This window comes from Lysinibacillus sp. fls2-241-R2A-57, from assembly GCF_030209535.1.
Classification (GTDB): domain Bacteria; phylum Bacillota; class Bacilli; order Bacillales_A; family Planococcaceae; genus Lysinibacillus.
Map to the genome: position 1 here is coordinate 1 of NZ_JARVRU010000136.1, position 24,238 is coordinate 24,238.

The 24,238-nt window shown below is 38.1% G+C and carries 18 protein-coding genes, 1 riboswitch and 1 other annotated feature; of the genes, 13 read left to right on the forward strand and 5 right to left on the reverse strand.

All coding sequences use genetic code 11. The features are described 5' to 3' along the window. Positions 1 to 242: 242 nt before the first annotated feature. Both QRN68_RS19275 and pckA read right to left on the reverse strand, forming a co-directional pair. On the reverse strand, positions 243 to 1,199 hold the full coding sequence (locus QRN68_RS19275) for an alpha/beta hydrolase (protein WP_285398518.1): 957 nt from the start codon (positions 1,197 to 1,199) through the stop codon (positions 243 to 245). 98 nt (positions 1,200 to 1,297) lie between these two features. Then, on the reverse strand, positions 1,298 to 2,884 hold the full coding sequence (pckA, locus tag QRN68_RS19280; RefSeq protein WP_285398519.1) for a phosphoenolpyruvate carboxykinase (ATP): 1,587 nt from the start codon (positions 2,882 to 2,884) through the stop codon (positions 1,298 to 1,300). 600 nt (positions 2,885 to 3,484) lie between these two features. Beyond that, positions 3,485 to 3,602: riboswitch (SAM riboswitch) on the forward strand. A gap of 66 nt (positions 3,603 to 3,668) precedes the next feature. Here pckA and QRN68_RS19285 point away from each other — a divergent pair. After that, complete coding sequence (locus QRN68_RS19285; protein WP_285398520.1) at positions 3,669 to 3,893, forward strand: hypothetical protein; 225 nt, start codon at positions 3,669 to 3,671, stop codon at positions 3,891 to 3,893. Positions 3,894 to 3,926: 33 nt separating this feature from the next. Continuing rightward, positions 3,927 to 5,123 carry a methionine adenosyltransferase gene (metK, locus tag QRN68_RS19290; protein WP_285398521.1) on the forward strand — a complete coding sequence of 399 codons (1,197 nt, stop codon included), beginning with the start codon at positions 3,927 to 3,929 and terminating at the stop codon, positions 5,121 to 5,123. Positions 5,124 to 5,283: 160 nt separating this feature from the next. Here metK and QRN68_RS19295 read toward each other — a convergent pair whose 3' ends face one another. Further along, entirely contained in the window at positions 5,284 to 5,805 is a 522-nt protein-coding gene (locus QRN68_RS19295; protein WP_285398522.1) for a gamma carbonic anhydrase, read from the reverse strand. A 136-nt stretch (positions 5,806 to 5,941) separates the two neighbouring features. Here QRN68_RS19295 and QRN68_RS19300 point away from each other — a divergent pair, with 136 nt between their 5' ends. From QRN68_RS19300 to QRN68_RS19310, 3 genes are all read left to right on the forward strand, one after another. After that, on the forward strand, positions 5,942 to 6,748 hold the full coding sequence (locus QRN68_RS19300; protein WP_285398523.1) for an alpha/beta hydrolase: 807 nt from the start codon (positions 5,942 to 5,944) through the stop codon (positions 6,746 to 6,748). A 434-nt stretch (positions 6,749 to 7,182) separates the two neighbouring features. Continuing rightward, positions 7,183 to 8,691: an alanine/glycine:cation symporter family protein gene (locus tag QRN68_RS19305; protein ID WP_285398524.1), complete on the forward strand. Its 1,509-nt coding sequence runs from the start codon at positions 7,183 to 7,185 to the stop codon at positions 8,689 to 8,691. Between the two features lie 463 nt (positions 8,692 to 9,154). Continuing rightward, a complete protein-coding gene (locus tag QRN68_RS19310; RefSeq protein WP_285398525.1) occupies positions 9,155 to 9,328 on the forward strand; it encodes a hypothetical protein in 174 nt (57 codons plus the stop codon). Positions 9,329 to 9,561: 233 nt separating this feature from the next. On the opposite strand, the gene mnmM is transcribed toward QRN68_RS19310, so the two are convergent. Continuing rightward, a complete protein-coding gene (gene mnmM / locus QRN68_RS19315) occupies positions 9,562 to 10,140 on the reverse strand; it encodes a tRNA 5-(aminomethyl)-2-thiouridylate-methyltransferase MnmM (RefSeq protein WP_285398526.1) in 579 nt (192 codons plus the stop codon). Beyond that, positions 10,137 to 11,093 carry a tRNA modification radical SAM protein MnmL/YtqA gene (mnmL, locus tag QRN68_RS19320; protein ID WP_285398527.1) on the reverse strand — a complete coding sequence of 319 codons (957 nt, stop codon included), beginning with the start codon at positions 11,091 to 11,093 and terminating at the stop codon, positions 10,137 to 10,139. Before mnmL ends, mnmM begins: the two co-directional genes overlap by 4 nt. 273 nt (positions 11,094 to 11,366) lie before the next feature. On the opposite strand from mnmL, the gene QRN68_RS19325 reads away from it, so the two are divergent. The 8 genes from QRN68_RS19325 to QRN68_RS19360 all read left to right on the forward strand — a co-directional run bounded on the left by QRN68_RS19325 (position 11,367) and on the right by QRN68_RS19360 (position 23,964). Beyond that, on the forward strand, positions 11,367 to 12,545 hold the full coding sequence (locus QRN68_RS19325; protein WP_285398528.1) for an MDR family MFS transporter: 1,179 nt from the start codon (positions 11,367 to 11,369) through the stop codon (positions 12,543 to 12,545). A 149-nt stretch (positions 12,546 to 12,694) separates the two neighbouring features. Beyond that, complete coding sequence (locus QRN68_RS19330; RefSeq protein ID WP_481817471.1) at positions 12,695 to 13,063, forward strand: ArsR/SmtB family transcription factor; 369 nt, start codon at positions 12,695 to 12,697, stop codon at positions 13,061 to 13,063. A 44-nt stretch (positions 13,064 to 13,107) separates the two neighbouring features. Continuing rightward, positions 13,108 to 14,874 carry a SulP family inorganic anion transporter gene (locus tag QRN68_RS19335; protein ID WP_285398530.1) on the forward strand — a complete coding sequence of 589 codons (1,767 nt, stop codon included), beginning with the start codon at positions 13,108 to 13,110 and terminating at the stop codon, positions 14,872 to 14,874. Positions 14,875 to 15,240: 366 nt separating this feature from the next. Continuing rightward, a complete protein-coding gene (dhaK, locus tag QRN68_RS19340) occupies positions 15,241 to 16,992 on the forward strand; it encodes a dihydroxyacetone kinase subunit DhaK (protein WP_285398531.1) in 1,752 nt (583 codons plus the stop codon). A gap of 131 nt (positions 16,993 to 17,123) precedes the next feature. Next, positions 17,124 to 17,335 (forward strand) — a binding site (T-box leader). 90 nt (positions 17,336 to 17,425) lie between these two features. Beyond that, positions 17,426 to 19,843, forward strand: a complete 2,418-nt coding sequence (gene leuS, locus QRN68_RS19345; RefSeq protein WP_285398532.1) for a leucine--tRNA ligase — start codon at positions 17,426 to 17,428, stop codon at positions 19,841 to 19,843. 107 nt (positions 19,844 to 19,950) lie between these two features. Beyond that, a complete protein-coding gene (locus QRN68_RS19350) occupies positions 19,951 to 20,472 on the forward strand; it encodes a sigma-70 family RNA polymerase sigma factor (protein WP_285398533.1) in 522 nt (173 codons plus the stop codon). Next, positions 20,459 to 21,397, forward strand: coding sequence for a DUF4181 domain-containing protein (locus QRN68_RS19355; protein ID WP_285398535.1), 939 nt, complete (start codon positions 20,459 to 20,461; stop codon positions 21,395 to 21,397). Before QRN68_RS19350 ends, QRN68_RS19355 begins: the two co-directional genes overlap by 14 nt. A 1,295-nt stretch (positions 21,398 to 22,692) precedes the next feature. Next, positions 22,693 to 23,964 (forward strand): L-lactate MFS transporter, encoded by a 1,272-nt coding sequence (locus QRN68_RS19360; RefSeq protein WP_285398536.1) that lies wholly within the window; start codon positions 22,693 to 22,695, stop codon positions 23,962 to 23,964. The last annotated feature ends 274 nt before the right edge of the window (positions 23,965 to 24,238 follow it).

The window sequence follows — 24,238 nt, forward strand, 5'->3', positions numbered from 1 at the left end:
AACTGCTCGGGTAGCCCTCAGAATCGCTCGGGTCATGCGGAAAACTGCTCGGGTAGCCCTTAGAATCGCTCGGGTCATGCGGAAAACTGCTCGGGTAGCCCTCAGAATCGCTCGGGTCATGCGGAAAACTGCTCGGGTATACCTCAGAATCGCTCAGGTCAGGAGGAAACCTGCTCGTCAAGTAGGACAAAAAACCGCTCAGGTGCTTTTGGCAGGCATCTGAGCGGTAGAAAAAAGGTCGTTTACTCTATATATTTTGCTAAAAAGTTATTAATAGTTTCCCAATAAGAGTCACCAGCAACGCTTTCTGCACCGCCATGTCCAGCACCTTCAACTATTAATTTTTCCTTCGGTACATTAGCAGCCTCATATACTTCATTAAGCATATCAGAAGGAACAAATGTATCTTTACTTCCGTGAATGAACAGCATCGGCGTTTTCGATTTTGCTACTTGCTCGACGGCACTGGCTTCGCCAAGCGTATAGTCAGCTTTTAATTTCGTAACAGCCGAAGAAAAATGCATAATAGGGAAGGTGGGTAATTTAAAGATTGCTTTCAACTGATAGGAGAATTCATCCCAAACTGAGGAATAGCCGCAATCCTCAATAATAGCCTTAACATTGTCAGGTAAATCCTCTCCTGAGGCCATCATCACTGTAGCGCCTCCCATGGAAACACCATACAAAACAATTTCAGCGTTTTTATTAGAGCTGATAACATTATTAATCCATGAAACTACATCTAGTCGATCGTGCCAGCCCATACCAATATAGTCTCCTTCACTTTTACCATGACCTCTTGCATCTGGTATGAGAACATTAAAGCCCATATCATAATAATGCTTAGCATACTTTGACATTTGTGAGCCATCAGATGAATATCCATGGAAAACAATTGCCCATTTATTTGTTTCGTTTGTATTTTTAAGCGTATAGGCATGCAATTTCAAATCATCGAAAGACTGTATAAAAGAGTCCTCAAAATTCTCTTTAAACCACTTTTTACTTTCTTCTTTTTCTTTAGCATCCTCAGGGCTAATAGCAATAGAATTGTGCGGCGCATTAAGCGCGGCTGATTTATCTGTATTAGGATTTAAGGCGAGATTAAAGAAATAATTCCCTGCAAAAAATCCAGCCCCAACAAACAATACTAACAGAAGACTGACAATGGTAATAATCACTTTGTACTTTCTTTTCATATGCATCCCCCTAAAACTTCTATTATGAATTATACACAAGTGGCCTAAGAGGGAAAATAAAAAGGGAACGACTGAAATCGTTCCCTTTGCTTAGTGAATTATTTTAATGGACCGCCAAGTTTAGTGATAGCTTCAGAAACGTTTGAGAATTTCTTGAAGTTTTCGTTGAATAAACCAGCAAGTTCAGCAGCTTTTTTATCATAAGCAACTTTGTCTGCCCATGCATCACGAGGATTAAGTACTTCTGTTGGTACACCTTCAATAGCAGTTGGAATGTTTAAACCAAATACTGAATCTTGAATTGTTTCAACATTAGCTAATTTGCCATCAATTGCAGCACGTACCATTGAACGAGTGTAAGAAAGCTTCATACGGCTACCAGTACCATATTCGCCACCAGTCCAACCAGTGTTTACTAAGTATACTTGTGCACCGTGCTCGTCAATTTTTTGACCTAACATTTCAGCATAAACTGTTGCTGGAAGTGGAAGGAATGGAGAACCGAAGCAAGTTGAGAATACTGGTTCTGGCTCTGTTACACCACGTTCTGTACCAGCAAGTTTAGATGTGAAACCGCTAAGGAAGTGGTACATTGCTTGCTCTTTTGTTAATTTACTGATTGGAGGTAATACACCAAATGCATCAGCTGTTAAGAAGATGATTGTTTTTGGGTGACCTGCAACAGATGGATCTACAATATTTTCAATGTATTGGATTGGATAAGCTACACGTGTATTTTCTGTTAATGAACCATTATCATAGTCACAAACTCGAGTTTCTGGATCAACAGCTACGTTTTCTAGAACAGAACCGAAGCGGATTGCGTTGTAGATTTCTGGTTCTTTTTCAGCTGAAAGATTAATTGTTTTTGCATAGCAACCGCCCTCAATGTTGAACACACCATTATCAGACCAACCGTGTTCATCGTCACCGATAAGCTTACGGTCAGGATCAGCTGATAAAGTAGTTTTACCAGTACCAGATAAACCGAAGAATAATGCAACATCACCAGCTTCACCAACGTTTGCTGAGCAGTGCATTGAAAGGATACCTTGTTGCGGTAATAAGTAGTTCATAATACCGAAAATAGATTTTTTGATTTCTCCAGCATATTCAGTACCACCGATTAGGATGATTTTCTTTTCAAGTGATACAATGATGAATGTTTCAGAAGCTGTGCCATCGATAGCAGGGTCTGCTTTAAAGTTAGGAGCTGAGATCACTGTGAAGTCAGCAACATGAGAAGCTAATTCTTCTTCAGTTGGACGGATGAATAATTGATGAGAGAAAAGATTGTGCCAAGCGTATTCATTGATTACTTGGATGCTTAATTGTGAATCTTTGTCAGCACCAGCAAAGCCCTTGAATACGAATAATTCGTCACGTTCTTTCAAATATTTTACTACTTTTACATATAAGTTATCGAACACTTCAGAAGAAATTGGTTGATTTACTTTTCCCCAGTCAATTTTATCTTTTGTGCTTTCTTCTTCTACTGTATATTTATCTTTAGGTGAACGACCAGTATATTTTCCAGTTTCTGCACGAACAGCACCATCTACTGTTAACATAGCTTCACCACGAGATGTAGCCTTTTCAGCTAATTGAGCTACTGAAAGTTGAACATTAATGTTACCGCCGTTTAATAATTCCTTCAGTTCGTTTGCAATTTCTACTGAATTCATCGATTAAATACCATCCTTTTTTATAGTATTCCCATGAGTCTAAGGGAGATTTTCTTAATTTCAAAAATAGTATAACACAATTGCTTAAATAATCTATACTAATTCAGAAATTATTTTTGAGATTTTATTACTTTTCAAGAAAACGACAAAAAGTTAATTTATTCGTTTTAAGAATGCTTTTTACCCTATTTATAATCAAGTGATTACACAATCACTTCCGTCATAGCTAAATTGCATTTGGAAGATTTTTGCCAACATGAGGTTCGCACAGGATGTGAAGTTCTAAGCTGGTTTTTATCAGACGGAGCTTGTCACCGACTGAAAAGGGGCTACAACTATATTCATCCACCACATGTAGAGATGGCAATATTCCATAGCTAACGATCCACTTTCGCTACAAAAACAACATTGTAGCTGACAATTTGCTTTCGCTACAGAAAACATTTGCTGAATGAAGATTAAAGGGTCACACATATGTTAACACATGATGTGAGGTGGAGAGTAGGGATTATTTTGGACGCATCACCAAAAGATGGAGAATACAACAAAAATATTTGACAACGTTCGACCTTTTACGTATTATGATATATTGAACGGATACTCTTATCCCGAGCTGGTGGAGGGTCAGGCCCTATGAAACCCGGCAACCTGCATGAACTATTTCACGACATGCGTTGGTGCCAACCTGATGCAAGGGAAACCCCTTGAACGATAAGAGTGAAAGGTTACGAAGTCATTATTTCCTTTCCTCATGTTAAGTAAGCGTGAGAAAAGGATTTTTTTATTGTTAAAAACGAATGTAAAGGTAAGTATGTGTAATTCTTTCCTTATTATAATGACGGATCTTTCAAAAATCCTCGTGTTACAATCAGCAAATGTTTTCTGTGCGAAAGCGAAGCGACAGCAACAAAATGTTTTCTGTGCGAAAGCGAAGCGACAGCAACAACGGCTTGAGAGTTCGATCCTTAGGGGCAGACTTGACATGGGTAATGAGTACCGTTATTCGTAAATAATATTGTAAGCGTAATAGGAGGAAAACCAAATGACAAACCGTCGACTGTTTACATCAGAGAGTGTAACAGAAGGACATCCAGACAAAATTTGTGACCAAATTTCGGATGCCATTTTAGATGCTATTTTAGCAGAAGATCCAAATGCACGTGTTGCATGTGAAACAACTGTAACAACAGGCTTAGTATTAGTAGCAGGAGAAATTACTACTTCTACATATGTAGATATTAAAGGTATCGTCCGTGATACTGTAGCAGAAATCGGTTACACTCGTGGAAAATATGGTTTTGATGCTGAAAACTTAGCAGTACTTGTTGCTATTGGCGAACAATCACCTGATATTGCTCAAGGTGTAGACCAAGCTTTAGAGGCGCGTGAAGGTTCTATGACAGACGCTGACATTGAAGCAATTGGCGCAGGTGACCAAGGCTTAATGTTCGGCTATGCATGTAACGAAACACCAGAGCTTATGCCATTACCAATCAGTTTAGCGCATAAATTGGCTCGTCGTTTAACGGAAGCACGTAAATCTGGCGAACTTGCATATTTACGTCCAGACGGAAAAACGCAAGTAACGGTTGAATATGATGAAAACAATGTACCAGTACGCGTAGATACGATTGTCATTTCAACACAGCACGATGAAGAAGCAACGCTTGAACAAATTCAAGCCGACTTAAAAGAATTCGTTATTACTCCAGTTGTTCCAAGTGAATTACTAGATGCCAATACTAAATATTTCATCAACCCAACTGGTCGTTTCGTAATAGGTGGTCCAAAAGGTGATGCTGGTCTAACAGGACGTAAAATCATCGTTGATACATACGGTGGCTATGCACGTCATGGTGGAGGTGCTTTCTCTGGTAAAGACGCAACTAAGGTAGACCGTTCAGCGGCATATGCAGCACGCTATGTGGCAAAAAATATCGTAGCAGCAGGCTTAGCAGAACGTGCTGAAGTACAACTTGCTTATGCAATTGGTGTTGCTCAACCAGTATCTATTGCTGTGGATACATTTGGGACAGGGAAAGTTAAGGAAAATGAAATTGTAGAATGGGTGCGCGAGCTATTCGATTTACGCCCAGCAGGGATTATTAAAATGCTTAACCTTCGTCGCCCTATTTATAAGCAAACTGCAGCATATGGTCACTTCGGTCGTACGGACTTAAATGTACCTTGGGAACAAACAGACAAAGCTGCCGCATTACAAGAAAAAGCAGGGCTATAAATTATTTAGCTAAAATAATGCAATAGCTATAAAATTATTTTACAGTAAGGGGCTTGGTGTTCTAATAGCCCCTTTTACTGTTTTTTTGAAAAAATTAGCTCCTAATGACAACTATGTATAGCTTGGTTGTCCAAGAAAACGTGGAGTTGCTTCAATTTAGCTATTTATTTTTTGTTTGAAGAGATTTATAGTATTGACCTTTTTCTGCATATTCACGTACGATACGTTCCATATCTTCTTTATCTTCAGCATTTAATTCTCGTACAACCTTTGCTGGACGACCTAATGCTAAGCTGTTCGGAGGAATAACTTTGCCTGGAGGTACAAGACTACCCGCCCCAATGAATGCACCCTCTCCAATCTCCGCTCCGTCTAATACTAATGAGCCCATACCTATTAAGGCATTTTTACGAATCGTACAGCTATGTAAAGTTACTTGATGCCCGACTGTTACTTCATCTTCAATAATGAGTGGATATTTAGGGCTTTGATGCAAACAACAAAGGTCTTGAATACTAACTCTTTTTCCGATGATTGTTGGTGATACATCACCTCGAATAACTGTGTTAAACCAAATTGTTGTTTCAGCACCTATTGTAACGTCACCAGTAACGGTTGCATAATCGGCAATAAAAACAGATGGATCGATTTTGGGTGTTTTACCTTTAAATGGATAGATCATGAGAATCGCCTCTTTTCTTTCTATGATGTAATATTATCGTATCAAATACGCAACTTGATGGAAATATAAAATTAAAATGAGTGAGATATTTCGATATAATCATTGTGTAATTATTTTTTTAGGAGGACTATGTAAAATGTGGAAATGGGAAGCTGATGGACAAGCGAAGGCTGTGGTTGCTATTATTCATGGTGCATATGAAAATCACCGCTGGTATGCGTGGCTTATAGAAAAACTTAGATTGGAAGGCTTCCACATAGTCATGGGGGATTTACCAAATCATGGTTTAAATGTAGGGTTTTCGCGTGTTCATGATGAAGATTTTAAAGAGTACAACAAGTATACAAGGAATTTAATAGAGAATGCTTTTTCATATAATTTACCTGTCTTTTTTATAGGACATGGGCTTGGCGCAACATTGTTACTACATACCATGCATAAGCGAAAATATGAATGCGCAGGTATTATTTTAACTTCACCTTGGCTACTTTTAAAGTTATTGCCAGGTAAACTATCTAATGCTTTAACTAGCCTAAGTGCCCTGACAGCAAATGTGAAAATGACTCATGAAATTACATTAAATACATTAACGCGCAGTGTAGAAGGAAGAGATGAGATGAAGGATGAGGTTCCTTTTATGTCAGTCGTTTCCGTGAAATGGTATAGAGAGCTACAGCAAATGATGCGTAATCTAGTGTTATTGCCACAAGCTGAATTCCCTAATAGACCTATGTTAGTTATGACAGCTGAAAAAGATAGTATTACTGAAACGAAACAAACTCGAAATTGGCTTTATCAGCAGGAGTTTACAGAGTTTCAATTCAAAGAATGGGAAAATTGCTATCATAATCTATTTCATGAAGTAGAGCGAGAAGAGATTTTTATTTATTTACGTGATTTTATAAATAATGCTCTTCGAAGAATTGGATATATCATAGAGTAGTGAATTGCCTCTTCAATTAGCTAGAAGTGGCTCATCACCATTTTTCGTTCCAAAAAGGAGCCTTCCAGAGGGCGTCCGATGAGCCGCTTACAGCAACAAATGTTTTTTTCTGTGCGAAAGCGAAGCGACAGCAACAAATGTTTTATGTGCGAAAGCAAAGCGCCAGCAATTATACGATAATAGTAACGAAGGCATTATCACAGGACGTGATAATGCCTTCGTTTTTCTATTTGCTCGCCCAGAATCTCATCTGTGACGCTGATCCCCAAAGGTGTCGTCCAGCCTTCACTCCGATTAACTTCCATACACGATATACGTTTAAAAAATACCATACCCAACTTTTGGGAATTAATCTATCAATATAATATTGTAATTTTCTGAAAAGTGTAATACTATAATGACTTAAAGAAAAATTTTCAAAATGGAGGGGTAAGATGGAAGCAATCGTTGAGAAACTGAATGCCATTTTATGGGGACCGTGGTTTATTTATGGTATTTTATTGATTGGACTCTTTTTTTCAATCATTACACGATTCCTACAAGTAAGACACATTAAAGATATGTTTGTTTTAATGTTTAAAGGTGAAAAATCTGAAAAGGGGATTTCATCCTTTCAGGCGATGTCTATCGCACTATCTGGTCGAGTAGGTACAGGTAATATTGCCGGTACTGCTACAGCAATCGGGATGGGGGGACCTGGTGCTGTTTTTTGGATGTGGGCAATTGCCTTTATCGGTGCGGCGACTGCTTACGTTGAGTCGACGTTGGCTCAAATTTATAAAGAAGAGAAAGATACAGAATATCGTGGCGGACCCGCATATTACATAGAAAAGGGAATGGGGCAAAAGTGGTTTGCAGTTATTTTTGCTATTGCCGCATTAGCTGCAATGTTAATCTTGATGCCGGGTGTTCAATCGAATGCAATTGCGACAGCTGTTGAAAACGCTTTTAACATTGATACTTGGATTACAGGACTTATTATTGCCGTATTACTAGGTGCTATTATTATCGGAGGGGTTAAATGGATTGCCAATGCTGCACAGATTATAGTACCTTTCATGGCACTAGCTTATATTCTTATGGCTCTTATCATTATTGCAATGAATATTAAAGAAGTACCAGCTGTAATTGCATTAATTTTTTCTAGCGCATTTGGAGCGCAAGAAATCTTTGGTGGTATAATTGGATCTGCTATTGCATGGGGCGTTAAACGCGGAATTTATTCAAATGAGGCCGGTCAAGGGACAGGAGCGCATCCGGCTGCGGCAGCAGAAGTATCACACCCTGCTAAACAAGGAATCGTGCAAGCGGCTTCTGTATACATTGATACATTATTAATCTGTTCAGCTACAGCATTTATGATTTTATTTACTGGAATGTATAATGTGCAGGATGAAAAAGCTGCAGAAGGTACTGATTCATTTATTTATACTGGTGAATTCAATAAAGACGGATTAACTGGGGATGAACAAATAACATTTGCGAAAAGTATTAAAGAAGGTGCAGCATACACACAATATGCGGTTGACTCTTCACTACCAGGCTTTGGTGGCCCATTCGTAGCGATTGCATTATTCTTCTTTGCTTTTACGACAATAATGGCATATTACTATATTGCCGAAACAAATGTGGCTTATTTATTCTCAGGAGGTACAGAAAAAGTCGCCATTTGGATTGCGAAATTTGCTATTTTAATTGCTTCGTTCTACGGTACTATACGCACATCTGACCTTGCTTGGGCAATGGGGGATGTTGGACTTGGCCTCATGGTATGGATTAACGTTTTAGCCATTTTAATTATTATGAAACCTGCTATTGTTGCATTAAAAGATTATGAGAAACAGAAAAAAGAAGGAAAAGATCCTGTTTTTGATCCTCGTAAACTAGGAATTAAAGGTGCAGATTTCTGGGTAGATTATAATGAAAAACGTAAAAATAAATAGACAATAATGAGAAAGCTATCTAATAGATTTTAACATCTATTAGATAGCTTTCTATTTTATATCAGGTGTGTTGAGCGTCGAGCCGCTTCCTCCACTGGTGTTGTTGCTGCCGCTACGTTGCACTACGCTTTCGCACAGATAAAACATTATTGTTGCTGCCGCTACGTTGCACTACGCTTTCGCACAGATAAAACATTATTGTTGCTGCCGCTACGTTGCACTACGCTTTCGCACAGAAAAAATTCGCTCCGTGCAGGGTCTCGTCTGTCTCGCTTTCCCGTAGGAAGCTTCGCTCTGTGACAGGAGCACTCGAGTAGCTCTACACTACAATCAGTTAAAATGGAAATTTATTAGCAATGACGAAAAATCCTTTTATCGGGCTCATCACCAAAAGTTGTGGATGACATTTTTTAAAATATATGCGCTGTATTTTAGTTGATTGTAGTGGAGACTGGACGACTCCTTGGGGATTAGCGTCACAGATGAGACCCTGGAGCGAGCAACGCGAGTGAAGCGGCTCATCGGACGCCCCCAGGAAGCTCTGCTCTGTGCGAAAGCGAAGCGTCAGCTACAAAGCGCCCAGTCGGAACGGAAATCAACCACACGTTTTGGTGAAGAGCCTTTTATCGCTCAATAAACCTATTTTTTCCTAATTAACATACATGTGATTCGAAGGACTCATGATATGAATAACAAAGGAATGGGAACAATAATCAAAAAAAGCTTATCACCAAAAGTTGGAGATAACAATTGTTAAAACGTATGCAATATATAGGTTGCGGACGCTTCTGGTGGAAGGAAATCAACGCTACATTATGGTGATGAGCTAAAAAAAGACCCGAAATAGTATCTTATTTCGGGCTAGAAAGATTAGATTAAAGGATCATCTTTCATTTTTTCTAAAGCAATAACAAAGGGTGGATCACTTTGTTGATTTAGAAACTCGTATTTTAATACATGTACATATTTTTGGGGAAGTTGACTGACATACTCTATTACTGCATCTCGTTCTTCCTTGCCACCCGGATGACCGTGATAAATGACAAGGACAATAAGACCACCGATTTTGAGCAATTTTAACAAATCCTGAATTGCTTGTATCGTAGTATTTGGCTTTGTAATAATGTCATGATCACTACCAGGTAAATAACCAAGATTAAAAATTGCAGCAGCAACTTGCTTGTGTACATATTTGGCAATTTCTTCATGCCCTCTATGTAAAACAAGTGCACGATGCTCTAAGCCATTATCTAAAAGACGATGGAGTGTTGCATCGACTGCGCTCTTTTGAACATCAAAGGCGTATACTTGGCCTTCATCTCCGACAAGCTGGGCTAAAAATAAAGTGTCATGACCGTTTCCAGCAGTGGCATCCACCACAGTGTCGCCCTCTTCAACTGTATCTTTTATTAGCTGTTGAGCATATTGTAAAACGCGTTGTAGCTTCATTTGGCAACCTCGGATTTATAAAATTTTCCTTGCCAGCTTCCACGGCGTTCAAGCTCAGCATCAATTCCGTTTAATACTTCCCATTTATTAACACTCCACATCGGGCCAATCATTAAATCAATTGGTCCATCGCCTGTAATACGATGAATAACCATATCTGGTGGTAGAATTTCAAGTTGATCTGCTACTAGCTTTGTATAAACTTCCTGATCTAAAAATTCTAACATACCCTTTTCATATTGCTTCACCATTGGCGTACCTTTTAAAAGGTGCAGTAAATGTATTTTAATGCCTTGTACATCAAGCTTTGCGACTTCGCGAGCAGTTTCCATCATCATGTCATAGTCTTCAAGTGGAAGGCCATTAATAATGTGTGAGCATACACGAATCCCATGCTTTCGTAGCTTTTCAACACCTTCTACATATGTTGCATAATCGTGAGCGCGGTTTATGAGATTTGCTGTTTTTTCATGCACAGTTTGAAGTCCTAGCTCAATCCATAAATAGGTGCGTTCATTTAATTCAGCTAAATATTCGACTACATCATCTGGCAGACAGTCTGGGCGAGTTGCGATGGATAATCCAACAACACCTTCCTGGGCCAAAGCTGCTTCAAATTTTTCCTTTAATACTGGTAGCGGTGCATGTGTATTTGTGTACGCCTGGAAGTAGGCCATGTACTTGCCGTCCTTCCATTTTTGATGCATTTTGTCACGAATTTCAGCAAATTGCACCTCGATCGGATCAACTTTGTTGCCTGCAAAATCACCAGAACCTGCAGCACTACAAAACGTACAGCCTCCAAAGGCAACTGTACCATCACGATTTGGGCAGTCAAAGCCTGCATCCAGTGCTACTTTAAAAACTTTATGACCAAATTGCTCACGTAAATAGCGATTCCATGTATAGTATCTTTTTCCATCTGAAGGAAAAGGAAAGTTTGTTTCTGTCATTTATTTCACTCCTCTAACACTATATTTTATCATGTGTCAATGGTTCCGTCATGAGGTAAGAATTTAATAATTATGTGGGTGACTGGAGCAAACCGTGAGGGAGCCGAGCGAAAAGTACGTCGACCGGAGAAAAATCATGAGGAGGGCCGACCGAAACCTACACAAAAAGTATTCTTAAGCCCATGTAAAAAGGGTAAAATTATTTTTCTTGTACTTTTGTATTTTTCAACATAAACTAACTATTTAGAGTAGCGAAATAATGGAGGTCATTCTATGCCAAAAAGTGTTTGGTTTTTAATTATTGGAATGCTGGTGAACACGACGGGCAACTCTTTTTTATGGCCTTTAAACGCCATTTATTTGCATGATCATTTAGGGAAGTCGCTTGCAATGGCTGGCTTTGTTTTGATGTTGAATTCTGCTGCCGGCGTAATGGGAAATCTATTAGGTGGTTATTTATTTGATAGAATAGGGGGCTATAAATCAATAATGTTTGGCATTTTTTTGACGATTGCCTCATTAATTGGTTTAACGATTTGGCACGGCTGGCCACATTATGTATGGTTCTTAACGATACTCGGCTTTAGTGGAGGTATCGTATTTCCTGGAATGTTTGCTTTAGCTGGAACTGCGTGGCCTGAGGGCGGACGGAAGGCCTTTAACGCAATTTATTTAGCTCAAAATTTAGGAGTGGCAATTGGACCTGCACTTGCTGGGATTGTTGCTGATTATCAGTTTGACTATGTATTTAAGGTCAACTTAGTCATGTATATGTTGTTCTTTTTTATAGCGTTATTTACTTTTAAAAGATTTGAAGAGGGTAGCATTGCACCGAAAAATGTAGTAAGTGAAAGTAAACGAATTATTAATAAAGCACCGTTTTATGCATTATTAATTGTAAGTTCATCCTCTGTATTATGCTGGCTAGCTTATTCACAATGGAGTGCAACTATTTCTTCCTATACGCAAGATCTAGGATTAGGATTGAAACAGTACAGCTTACTTTGGACGATTAATGGCCTGCTTATCGTTTTAGGGCAACCGTTAATTGCACCACTAGTGAAGCGTTGGGAAAATAAATTGAAGCGGCAATTAGTATTTGGTATTGTCCTTATCGCATTATCTTTTGGAATTATTGCTTTTGCGAGTGATTTTAAAATGTTTGCTGCCGCCATGGTTGTGTTAACGTTTGGCGAAATGTTTTATACGCCCGTTTTACCTACCATCGCTAATCAGCTTGCACCAAAAGGACGTCAGGGCTTTTATCAAGGGATTATCAATAGTGCGGCAACAGCAGGTCGTATGATAGGTCCTTTATTTGGTGGTATTATGGTCGATCAATTTGGAATGATTGCACTTGTTTTGATTTTAGTAATCATTGTTTTGTTTGCGATTATTCCGTGTCTTATCTATGATTACCCTTTACGAAAGAATAAAATAGTGACAGACTGATAATGGTTGAATTTAACAAAAAGTGTTGTGAACGAGCTAAAATGTGCGAAAGCCACGTTTTTAGCTCGTTTTTTTATGTTGGATATTGAAAATTTACACGTATTAGCGTACAATCAATCATACATATTCAAATATTTGAATATGTAAAGATGAAGTTTCTTGGAGGGATATATGTGGAAGAGGGCTTACAGCAATTTAAGGCGGATTTTTTTAAAGCTTTAGCACATCCATTACGAATCAGAATATTGGAATTACTAGTAGATGGCAAAAAAAGTGTCAACGAAATTCAAAGCTGCTTAGAAAAAGAAGGATCTGCTGTCTCTCAGCAATTAAGTGTATTACGAGGGAAAAATATCGTGTATGGGACGAAAGAGGGTAAAAAAGTTTACTATTCTTTAAGTGATCCGATGATTGTTGAATTACTTAGTATAGCAAAAGATATTTTCAACAATCACTTAATAAATACTATTACAAGATTAGAAGAGATGACTATTAACGAAAATGAAGGGGATATGTAGCGTTTTTTATGAAACATTTACCTTTTTGAAGGGAAGATTTATAGATGAAGTCACTGTTTACAGGGAGATATGAAGGGTATTCTATTCATCACTTAAAGAAAGATTTAATATCAGGGACTATTGTCGGGATTGTGGCATTACCACTTGCGATGTCTTTTGCCATTGCGTCAGGCGTTAAGCCCGAGTATGGCATATATACAGCTGTTATTGCTGGTATACTTATTTCTATTTTTGGTGGGTCGAAATATCAAATTGGGGGACCTACAGGGGCGTTTGTGCCAATTCTGCTAGGGATTGTCATTTCGTATGGCTATGAAAACTTACTAATTGCTGGATTAATGGCCGGGATTATTTTGTGCTTAATGGGTATTTTTAAACTAGGTTCATTAATAAAATTTATCCCACGTCCCGTGACGATAGGTTTTACAGCTGGAATTGCTGTTACTATTTTCACAGGTCAAATTGCCAATTTCTTAGGTTTGAAAAATATTAAAAGCCATGAGTATTTTATTGACAATATAAAGGAAATTGTTACGCATATTAATACTACAAGTTTTTATAGTGTTTTAACGGCAATTATTAGTCTTGTCATTATATTAATAACACCGAAAGTTTTACCTAAAGTACCTGCGGCGTTAGCGGGCATTGTTGTTTCTACACTTGTAGCAACAATCTTTTTTTCTGGACAAGTTGCCACAATAGCAACAGCCTATGGAGTAATTCCAAATACATTACCGGATTTTGCAATTCCGGATATCACATTCGAGCGAATTCAGCTACTTATTGGCCCAGCATTTGTGATTGCCATGCTTGGTGGAATTGAATCCCTTTTATCAGCGGTAGTAGCGGATGGGATGACAAATACGAAACATAATAGTAACCGAGAACTTATTGGTCAAGGGATTGCTAATATCGTAACCCCTTTATTTGGGGGGATTCCTGCAACGGGTGCTATTGCCCGAACTGCGACGAATATTAAAACAGGTGCAGCATCACCAATGTCAGGTGTTATTCATGGCATATTTGTATTAGTCACTTTATTATTACTAGCACCAGTTGCTTCAAATATCCCATTGGCTAGTATGGCGCCAGTTTTAATGGTTGTAGCTTGGAATATGAGTGAGCAAAAACATTTTGCGCATATCCTTAAATTGAAATCAGGAGATTCCTTGGTTTTAATGATTACGTTTCTACTGACTGTTTTTACAAGCTTAACATTAGCTGTAGAGGTGGGGCTTGTGTTAGCGGTCGTATTATTTGCGAAGCGCATGAGTGAAAAGCTTGTAGTAACAAAGGTATTACCGGATCATACGAAAGAGAATGGGAAGGTGCAATCACATGCTGTTCATCAGAAGCGTGATTGTCCACAAATTAGTATTTATACAATTGAGGGTCCGCTTTTCTTTGGCGCAGCCCAAACTTTTGAGCAGGCTATAATAAGTTCTGTTCATCAACAACAAAAAGTTTTAATACTACGTATGAGTAAAGTGCCATTTTTGGATTCAACGGGTGAGGCAAATTTTGGTAATGTCATCCGGAATTTTAAAGCACAGGGTGGCACCATTTTAGTTACAGGTGTGCAAGATGAATTAAAAATAGCACTGCAGCGCAATGGTCTATACGATGCAATTGGTGAGAATAATTTCTATCCGCATACGGGAGAAGCAATAACTAAATCTTTAAGCTATTTAGATACAAATAAATGTATTGGGTGTAAGCATTTTGCCTTCCGTGAATGTCAGGAATTATCTCGCAATAAAGGGGCAGTAAATAATTTAACTGCTCCTAAGTGCCTGATTGGTGAAGACTAATAATCAGTGGGGATGAAGAATCCCCACTGATTAAAGTTTCACCCTTTATCCCGCAATAACGGGCAATAATTTGTCTGTACCGAGAAAGAAGCGTCAGGTCCAAAACTCCCACCTCGAAATTCAGCGAAGGCGAAGATTTAGGTGGGAGATGAACGGCCTGAGAGGTCATTATCATCAACCCTTAAATGAGGTGGGGGTCTTTAGATAATTCGTTCATTTTATCCATTTGTGAAAACGCTTTCGAAAATAGCGTAATTTAGAAAGGGATGTATCATAGCAGGAATCTTTTATGAATAATTATGGATGTATGGATACGATTAGGCTTCGAAGAATGTATGTGACAAAACTTATAGGGGAGGATTTAAGATGAAAAAAATTATGAATCAACCTGAAACACTCGTTATGGAAATGTGTAATGGGATGGTTATGGCTCATCCGGAACTTGAGTTGTTAAAAAAATATAAAGTAATTAAGAAAAAAGAAATGAATGAAAATAAGGTAACTTTAATTAGCGGTGGCGGTAGTGGACATGAACCGGCACATGCGGGGTTAGTAGGAAAAGGAATGCTAGATGCGGCGGTATGCGGTGACGTCTTTGCTTCTCCTTCGCAAATACAGGTATATCAAGCAATTAAAGCAACAGCCAGCAAAAAAGGTACACTGCTCATTATTAAAAATTACAGCGGAGATATTATGAATTTTAAAAATGGCGCTCACTTAGCTACAGAGGATGGCATTCAAGTAGAGTATGTCCGCGTAGATGATGATATAGCAGTAGAAGATAGCCTTTATACAGTAGGACGCCGCGGCGTAGCGGGAGTTGTGTTGGTACATAAAATTGCTGGTGCGGCAGCAGAAGAAGGTATGGATTTGATGCAAGTCAAAGCTGTAGCGGAAAAAGCAGCGGCAAATGTTCGAACAATTGGTCTAGCACTAACTTCCTGTACGGTTCCGGCTAGTGGATCACCAACTTTCAAATTGGGTGAAGATGAGATGGAATATGGTGTCGGTATTCACGGGGAGCCAGGTAGAAAACGGGAAAAAATGATGACTGCAGATGAATTAGCTTTACGTATGACAAATGACCTTATGAAAGATGTAGGGCTAGATGAAGATGTTGAAATTGCTGTTCTAGTAAATGGATTTGGCGGTACACCACTTCAAGAACTTTATCTGTTTAATAATGCAGTTGCTAGAGAGTTGAGTAAAAGAAATATACGAATCAATAGAACGTTTGTCGGCAATTACATGACAAGTATTGAAATGGCTGGGATTTCTCTAACAGTAATGAAACTAGATGATGAGCTGAAAACATTACTATCGAAAGAATGTAATACACCTGCATTTAAGGTAGATGGACCAGTTGAGAGTGTAGAATACGTAGATATTAATGATTACGTAGAAGAGAAACAAGTTTTCTTTGAGACGGAAACAGAGGAAGAACACGCGATCATCAAGAATGAGGTAATCACTTTAAATAATATGATTTATCTTGTAGATAAAATGAGCGAAATTATTATTAAGAACGAAGTACCTTTCTGCAAATTGGATACTCATGCAGGTGATGGCGATTTCGGAATGAGCGTCGCTAAAGGATTTAAGCAATTAAAACGAGGATGGAGCTCGATTTTAAATCAAGAACATTTAACTATGGGGACTTTCCTTGATGCGTGTTCCATGATCATTATGGAACATTGCGGAGGAGCTTCTGGTCCAATTTGGGGCGGAGCTTTCCGAGCTGCTAGTAAAGCAGTAGAGGGGAAAATGGAATTAACGGTCGGAGAATTTGCTGGAATGTTGCAAGCTACGCTGAAAGGTATTCAGTCTGTTGGTGAGCGCTCTTTCGGAAGAGGGGCAGAGGTAGGCGATAAAACGCTTGTAGATGCGCTTGTGCCTTGTGTAAATTCCTGGTCAGAAAGCGCTGCAACTGGTACGGACTTTAAAACAGCTTTTGAGAAAGGGGCAGAGGCTGCTGTTAAAGGAGCGGAATATACAAAGGAAATCGTTGCTCGAATGGGTCGCGCTGGAACAGTTGGTGAAAGAAGCCTAGGTTATCCGGATGCTGGTGCTTATGCGCTAGGAGTGATCTTTACGGAGCTTTCTTGTAGTTTAAAATAAAGCGAGCACTATGGATACAACTTATTTCGAATATTGTTACCTTCATAGGGATTTAATTTGTTCAAAAATGGTTAGTATGTAAACAAAGTCTTGTGCTTTTCAGTACTTTCCATTAGAATAAATGCAATACATGTAAGACAATGATGAGGAATAGTAAATTTGTGTTTCTTTTTAGAGAGCTAGCGGTTGGTGGGAGCTAGTAGGAAAGCAAATTGAACTCGCCTTCTGAGTCTGCCCGAGTGAAACAGCTCGTGCCGTTCCTTCCGCGTTAAGGAAGCTAAAGCCGAGTGTGATCACTAATGTGGGTGGTACCGCGGGAGATACGAATTCTCTCGTCCCTTTCTAACAAAGAAAGGGACGAGTTTTTTTATTTTTTAAATATTTTGTCAATTCTTAAGTTGAAGAGCATGACACATACAAAGGAGGAAAAATAATGAGTTTTAATCATCAACAAATCGAAAAAAAGTGGCAGCAATATTGGGCTGATAATAAAACGTTTAAAACTGAAAACGAAACAGAAAAACCAAAATTTTATGCGTTAGACATGTTCCCATACCCATCTGGTGCTGGTCTTCATGTAGGACATCCAGAGGGCTACACAGCGACAGACATCCTTTCACGCTTCAAGCGTATGCAAGGCTATAACGTCCTACATCCTATGGGCTGGGATGCATTCGGTTTACCTGCAGAGCAATATGCACTTGATACAGGAAATGACCCAGCAGAATTTACAGCGAAAAATATTGCGACATTTAAGCGTCAAATTCAAGAGCTAGGCTTTAGCTATGACTGGGATCGTGAAATTAACACGACAGACCCAGAATATTATAAATGGACACAATGGATCTTTATCCAACTTTATAAAAAAGGCTTAGCCTATGTAGATGAAGTAGCTGTAAACTGGTGTCCAGCACTTGGAACAGTACTTGCAAACGAAGAAGTTATTGATGGAAAGTCAGAGCGTGGTGGTCACCCTGTAGAACGTCGTCCAATGAAGCAATGGATGCTTAAAATTACTGCCTATGCTGATCGTTTAATCGATGACTTAGAGGAAGTTGATTGGCCAGAGTCTATTAAGGATATGCAACGTAACTGGATTGGTCGTTCGGAAGGTGCAGAAGTAACATTTAATATAGATGGCACAGATGAAAACTTCACAGTGTTTACAACTCGTCCTGATACATTATTTGGTGCTACATACTGTGTTATTGCACCTGAGCATAAATTAGTGGATCAAATTACAACTGCTGAACAACGACAAGTTGTTGAAGCTTATTTAGATAAAGTAAAATTGAAATCTGATTTAGAACGTACAGATTTAGCGAAAGAAAAAACAGGCGTATTCACAGGTGCCTATGCAATTAATCCGATTAATGGCAAAAAAATGCCGATTTGGGTTGCGGACTACGTTTTAGTATCATACGGTACTGGTGCTATTATGGCAGTTCCAGCACATGATGAGCGCGACTATGAATTCGCGACAGAATTTGGTTTAGAAATTATTCCTGTCCTTGAAGGTGGAGACATTAGCAAAGAAGCCTTCACAGGTGATGGTAAACATATTAACTCTGACTTCCTTGATGGCTTAAACAAAGAAGATGGTATTGCTAAGGCAATTCAATGGCTTGAGGAAAAAGGCGTTGGTGAGAAGAAAATTTCTTATCGTCTTCGCGATTGGTTATTCTCTCGTCAACGTTACTGGGGTGAGCCAATTCCTATGATTCATTGGGAAGATGGTATAACGACGCCAGTACCAGAATCCGAATTACCATTAGTGCTACCAAAAACAGATAATATTCGTCCTTCAGGTACGGGTGAATCTCCGTTAGCGAACATTGCTGAATGGGTAAATGTTGTTGATCCTGAAACAGGCAAAAAAGGTCGTCGTGAAACGAATACGATGCCGCAGTGGGCAGGTTCTAGCTGGTACTTCATTCGTTATATTGACCCAACAAATAAAGAAGCAATCGCAGACCCTGAATTATTGAAACGCTGGTTACCAGTTGATATTTATATCGGTGGGGCAGAGCATGCGGTATTACACTTACTATACGCTCGCTTCTGGCATAAAGTACTATACGATTTAGGTGTTGTACACACGAAAGAGCCATTCCATAAATTATTTAACCAAGGGATGATTCTAGGTGAAGGTAATGAAAAAATGTCTAAATCAAAAGGCAATGTCGTTAATCCTGATGAAATCATTTCTTCACACGGTGCTGATACTTTACGTCTATATGAAATGTTCATGGGTCCACTTGAAGCATCTGTTGCATGGTCAACAAATGGCTTGGATGGAGCACGTCGCTTCTTAGATCGTATTTGGCGTCTATTTATCAATGAAGAAGATGGAACAATCGCTGCGAAAATTCAAGCTTCTGATGACAAAACACTTGAAAAATCATACCATCAAACTGTGAAAAAAGTGACAGAGGATTATGAAGGTATTCGCTTTAATACAGCTATTTCACAAATGATGGTATTCATTAACGATTGCTACAAAGCGGATGTTATTCCAACAGCTTACGCAGAAGGCTTTGTGAAAATGTTAGCGCCAATGGTTCCACACGTTGCAGAAGAGTTATGGCAGGTATTAGGTCATGATGCAACACTTTCATATGAGCAATGGCCAACATATGACGAGTCTAAACTTGTTGATGATGAAGTGGAAATCGCAGTTCAGGTTGCCGGCAAAGTACGTGCCAAAATCGTCGTAGCAAAAGATGCTTCAAAAGAGGAAATCGAAAAAGTAGCACTTGCAGATGACAAAGTACAAGAGTACATGGCGGGTAAAGACTTAGTGAAAATAATTGTTATCCCAGGTAAGCTTGTTAACATCGTAGTTAAATAATAATAATGAAAAAAGTGTCCGAAATTTGGGCACTTTTTTCTTTTATACTGAAACCAACTGAGATTTCGATACGACTATAGTGTGAATGGGAAACGGGAGGTGTTTGTTTGAGTGAGCATTTAGCAAAAATTATGGATGAACATGGTGAATATTGTCTTCGAGTAGCTTATTTATATGTTAAAGACTGGGCTATTGCAGAGGAAATCGTCCAGGATGTATTTTTTGCCTATTATCGTCAGCAGGAGCGCTTTGAACAACGATCCTCACTAAAAACATATTTAGTAAAAATAACAGTACATAAAAGTCATGACTATTTACGAAGCTGGAAAAATAAGCGCCATATTTTATTTGAAAAACTGCATATTGGAGTTAGCAAAAGGACGCCTGAAAAAGATGTACTTGAAAAGGATGAGCGAAGAATTTTGACAACGGCATTGTTTGAGCTTCCGATTATCTATAGAGAAGTAATCATTCTTTATTATTATCAAGAATTAAAGGTTCGAGAGATAGCAGATGTTCTTACGTGTACAGAAAATACTGTGAAAACAAGACTGCGTAGAGCTAGACAAATATTGCTGGAAAAACTGGATAAGAATCATTGGGAGGTGCTAGAAGATGACGTCTTTTAAGGATAAACTGGATAAAGAGCTTGGAGAAGCCCCGCGTTTCTCACGACAATTGCAGGAGCGTATTTTACAAAATGTAAATCAGCAAAATAAGCAATCTAGTAGGTGGCAATATCCAACGATTATTATTGGGACAGTCGTGACTTTACTCTTTTTGATTTTAATTGGCCCATGGAAGCAAGTAGATACTGCTAAGCATGCTACCATTGTGGAACTTGTGCAACATGAAGATATTAAACAATTTAACATTGCACAAAATTGGAAGGAAGATACCTTTAGGGCTGGAAGAACTGGCTGGAATTTAGGACAAAAAGGTTATAAAGAAGGTATGGAAACAAAGCTCCTTGCCAATGCACTTCAAAAGTCAGTCGTATCGCAGAAGGATAATAATTATTTTTCATATAGCGATGTATGGGTGGAGTTTGATAATGGGCAGGTTGTACAGCTAAAAATGTACTTATATGATGGGCAATTAGGTTTTATCGATCAACACACAAATATCTTTTATAAAGTGAAAGATGACAACGCTGCGTCAGCTTTTATTGCTCTTATGCAAAAAAGAGAAAAAGACATTAGTTTTGGTGAGATGTTTACTTTTTTAGTAACTGCTCTCTTCTTAGGGTGGCTATTAGAAAAAGCTATTCGAAAAAAGTATAGCATTCCAAAGGAGCCGAAATATATAAATAGAAGCCATCAACGTACAACGTTTATTTTTAAATGTTTACAAACAGCAGCTTTAATTTTATTTAATATAAATGATTGGTTTTTATATACAGTGGCAATATGCGGATTTTTAGCTATTTCCACGTTAAGTTCTATTATGATTGAATATTATTATGGGCGGGAAGAAAAAAGGCATTATGTATCGATAGGTTCATTTATTCTACTAGTGCCACTAATAATTGTATTGATCATTTATTTTTCATAAAAAGAAGAGATGCTATTCCTGAGCATCTCTTTTTGATACATTACTAAATTAACTTGGAGCTTTCTTGCGTAATGTAAAAAAAAATATATATTATAGGAAGAGAAACTGTAATCATGACAATTCCCCGCCATTTGAAAATCGACCGTACCGTACCGGACTGAGCAATGTATTCCTAAAAGCACCGCCAAGATAATAGGACACAAGCTATAAACTTGAAGCACTTCCCTTTTGATAGACAGCTGTTTGACTTTCTGTGGCAGAAGTTAAGGTATGTGTGGTAAAAAAGCCTGGATGCATGCTAGAACAAGCCTGATAACATTGAACGTACTTTATGTTAATAAGCCACTAACTAATAAAAACCCCTAAATTTTCGGATAGTATTGATCCCTACTTTACCTGCAAGTGAATTAGCGGTCGACGAACCAACAACCCCTGAATAGCTTTTAAAGATTTACGACCACGCTCGTTCACTCCAACTAGCTAGCTCATCTCCTGTAAAGCCATTTCGTTAATAAAATTCCTTATTATTTGAAGTTTAATTCTTTAATAAAATTATTAATTTGCGGTAATGCAGTATTAGTTGAAAAGTATAGTTTTTACTTGCATGCTATAACAAAGGTTTTTTTATGAAAACTAATCGGAATAGTTGCTTTTACGTTTAAATAACATCACTAGCCATAGTTAAATAAGAATGTACACAATTCCTTTTGAAGGAAAAATGTATATTTGAATAATAAAAATGAATAGGTAATGATCATTCAATTTGAAATATGCACAACATGTATTTTGTTTATTAAAGTGGAAATTTATTAAAAGTTAAAAATATCATTTAATATTATTTTTTGGTTTCTTTTTATGTAAAAAATTTCTTTTGTTTAAGTTTTAAAATTCTCTTTTATTCTAAATATTTCTATGTGTTGAATATTCGAAAATGATTTATGGAGAAGAGTGAAGAAAATAAGTGAATCAGAAAAACATGAACTATACATAGATTGAATGTGAAAATATGCACAAATTTAATTATATTAGAATAACTTTTATGAACAAAGGTAATAGTGTGGAAAAGTAATATTAGCTAAAATGTGTTGTGGTTTTCCTTTAATAAACAGCTATTTACTTAGAGGTTGTAGGGTTTTCGATGTAATACAACAAGGGTAAAAAATAAAAAACTTTTTGGGGAAATAATATTTTTTTGAAAAACTTCTTGCATTTGAATAATTCTAAGTGGTAAATTGTTTTACAAGGACGTTCATAAAGTTTTCACAAGTAGCAAAAGAGGGGAGAAAAGAGAATTTATGAATAAAAATAGATGGTTAATTGCATTATCCGCAATCGCTATTCATCTTTCGATCGGTGGAGCCTATGCATACAGTGTATATAAGCTACCGATTGTCACAGAGATGGGTTGGAGTGAAACAAACGTAACGATTGCCTTTACAATAATGATGGGGCTTGCTGGTTCTTCTGCAGCATTATTTGGTAACTTAGTAGAGAAAATGGGGCCACGTAAGTCTGCGATGATAGCAGCTGTTCTATTTGGAGCAGGACAAGCTGGTGCTGGTGTGGCGATTTCAATGGATTCCGTAACAATGTACTGGTTAACATATGGTTTACTAAGTGGATTGGGTATGGGGATTGGTTATATTTCACCTGTATCGACATTAGTAAAATGGTTCCCAGACCGCCGAGGTTTAGCAACAGGTATGGCTGTACTTGGATTTGGATCAGGGGCACTAATTACAGCACCGGTTGCAGCTAACTTAATGGAGGCTGTGGGTATTTCTACAACTTACTATATTTTAGGGGCAAGTTATTTCACGTTAATGATTTTAGGGGCTTTATATATAGTACCGCCTGCACCTGATTATATGCCAGCGAATATGAAGGCTGCTGCAAAAAATGGTAAAGATGTTGTGAAAAAAGATTTAGCTGTAATGTCAGCACGTGAAGCTGTAAAAACTAAGCATTTCTGGATGTTATGGGCGATGCATTTAGTAAACGTAACAGCAGGTATTATGATGATTTCTGTTGCATCTCCAATGGCTCAGGAAATTGTAGGGTTATCAGTTGCGGGAGCCGCAGCGATGGTAGGAGTAATGGGATTATTTAATGGTGGTGGTCGTTTAGTATGGGCAGCTGTGTCTGACTATATTGGTCGTTCGAACGTCTTTGTAATTTTCTTTATCGCACAGCTAGTTACATTTATCGTCTTACCATATACAACAAACGTAATTATTTTCCAAGCACTTATTTTCTTAGTTGTTAGTTGCTATGGTGGAGGCTTCTCGAATTTACCTGCATTTGCAAGTGATTTATTCGGTACGAAGCAACTTGGTGTTATTCATGGTTATTTATTAACGACATGGTCATTAGGTGGTGTTTTTGGTCCGCTTTTAGTAAGCGCAATTAAAAATGCTTATGGAAGCTATATTCCAGTATTCTATGTGTTTACAGGATTAATTGCAGCTTCATTAATAATTGCATTAACGTTACGTGCAGATATACGTAAACAAACAGCATTAAAAGAAGCTTCTCAAAAGGTTGGAGACGTCTCCGCTACAAGATAAATTTTACTTTCAATTCGCACTTGAAGGTATTAGCCATATGAGTGTCATTTCGCACATGACGCTTGTATGGTCTTTTTTTGCAGCTATTGTTATATAACACTCGATTAATCTTTTTTTAATGTATAACAGCTGTTGTCTGATGTCAATATCATTACAGGAAATAAAGTGATTTCGCTACCAAAAGAGAATTTTTGCAACGAAAAGCAAATGCAAGTTTCAAGAATTAATTTTCAAATGGTTACCTAAAACTAGGTTTTTTTGTCATCCTCTGTTA

Coding starts and splice junctions, on each gene's coding strand:
- QRN68_RS19325 (WP_285398528.1), top strand. CDS start 11,367: ATGCCAAAAAGTGTTTGGTTTTTAATTATTGGAATGCTGGTGAACACG.
- QRN68_RS19275 (WP_285398518.1), bottom strand. CDS start 1,199: ATGAAAAGAAAGTACAAAGTGATTATTACCATTGTCAGTCTTCTGTTA.
- QRN68_RS19335 (WP_285398530.1), top strand. CDS start 13,108: ATGAAGTCACTGTTTACAGGGAGATATGAAGGGTATTCTATTCATCAC.
- QRN68_RS19355 (WP_285398535.1), top strand. CDS start 20,459: ATGACGTCTTTTAAGGATAAACTGGATAAAGAGCTTGGAGAAGCCCCG.
- leuS (WP_285398532.1), top strand. CDS start 17,426: ATGAGTTTTAATCATCAACAAATCGAAAAAAAGTGGCAGCAATATTGG.
- QRN68_RS19330 (WP_481817471.1), top strand. CDS start 12,695: ATGAAGTTTCTTGGAGGGATATATGTGGAAGAGGGCTTACAGCAATTT.
- pckA (WP_285398519.1), bottom strand. CDS start 2,884: ATGAATTCAGTAGAAATTGCAAACGAACTGAAGGAATTATTAAACGGC.
- QRN68_RS19305 (WP_285398524.1), top strand. CDS start 7,183: ATGGAAGCAATCGTTGAGAAACTGAATGCCATTTTATGGGGACCGTGG.
- metK (WP_285398521.1), top strand. CDS start 3,927: ATGACAAACCGTCGACTGTTTACATCAGAGAGTGTAACAGAAGGACAT.
- mnmM (WP_285398526.1), bottom strand. CDS start 10,140: ATGAAGCTACAACGCGTTTTACAATATGCTCAACAGCTAATAAAAGAT.
- QRN68_RS19300 (WP_285398523.1), top strand. CDS start 5,942: ATGTGGAAATGGGAAGCTGATGGACAAGCGAAGGCTGTGGTTGCTATT.
- dhaK (WP_285398531.1), top strand. CDS start 15,241: ATGAAAAAAATTATGAATCAACCTGAAACACTCGTTATGGAAATGTGT.
- QRN68_RS19360 (WP_285398536.1), top strand. CDS start 22,693: ATGAATAAAAATAGATGGTTAATTGCATTATCCGCAATCGCTATTCAT.
- QRN68_RS19295 (WP_285398522.1), bottom strand. CDS start 5,805: ATGATCTATCCATTTAAAGGTAAAACACCCAAAATCGATCCATCTGTT.
- mnmL (WP_285398527.1), bottom strand. CDS start 11,093: ATGACAGAAACAAACTTTCCTTTTCCTTCAGATGGAAAAAGATACTAT.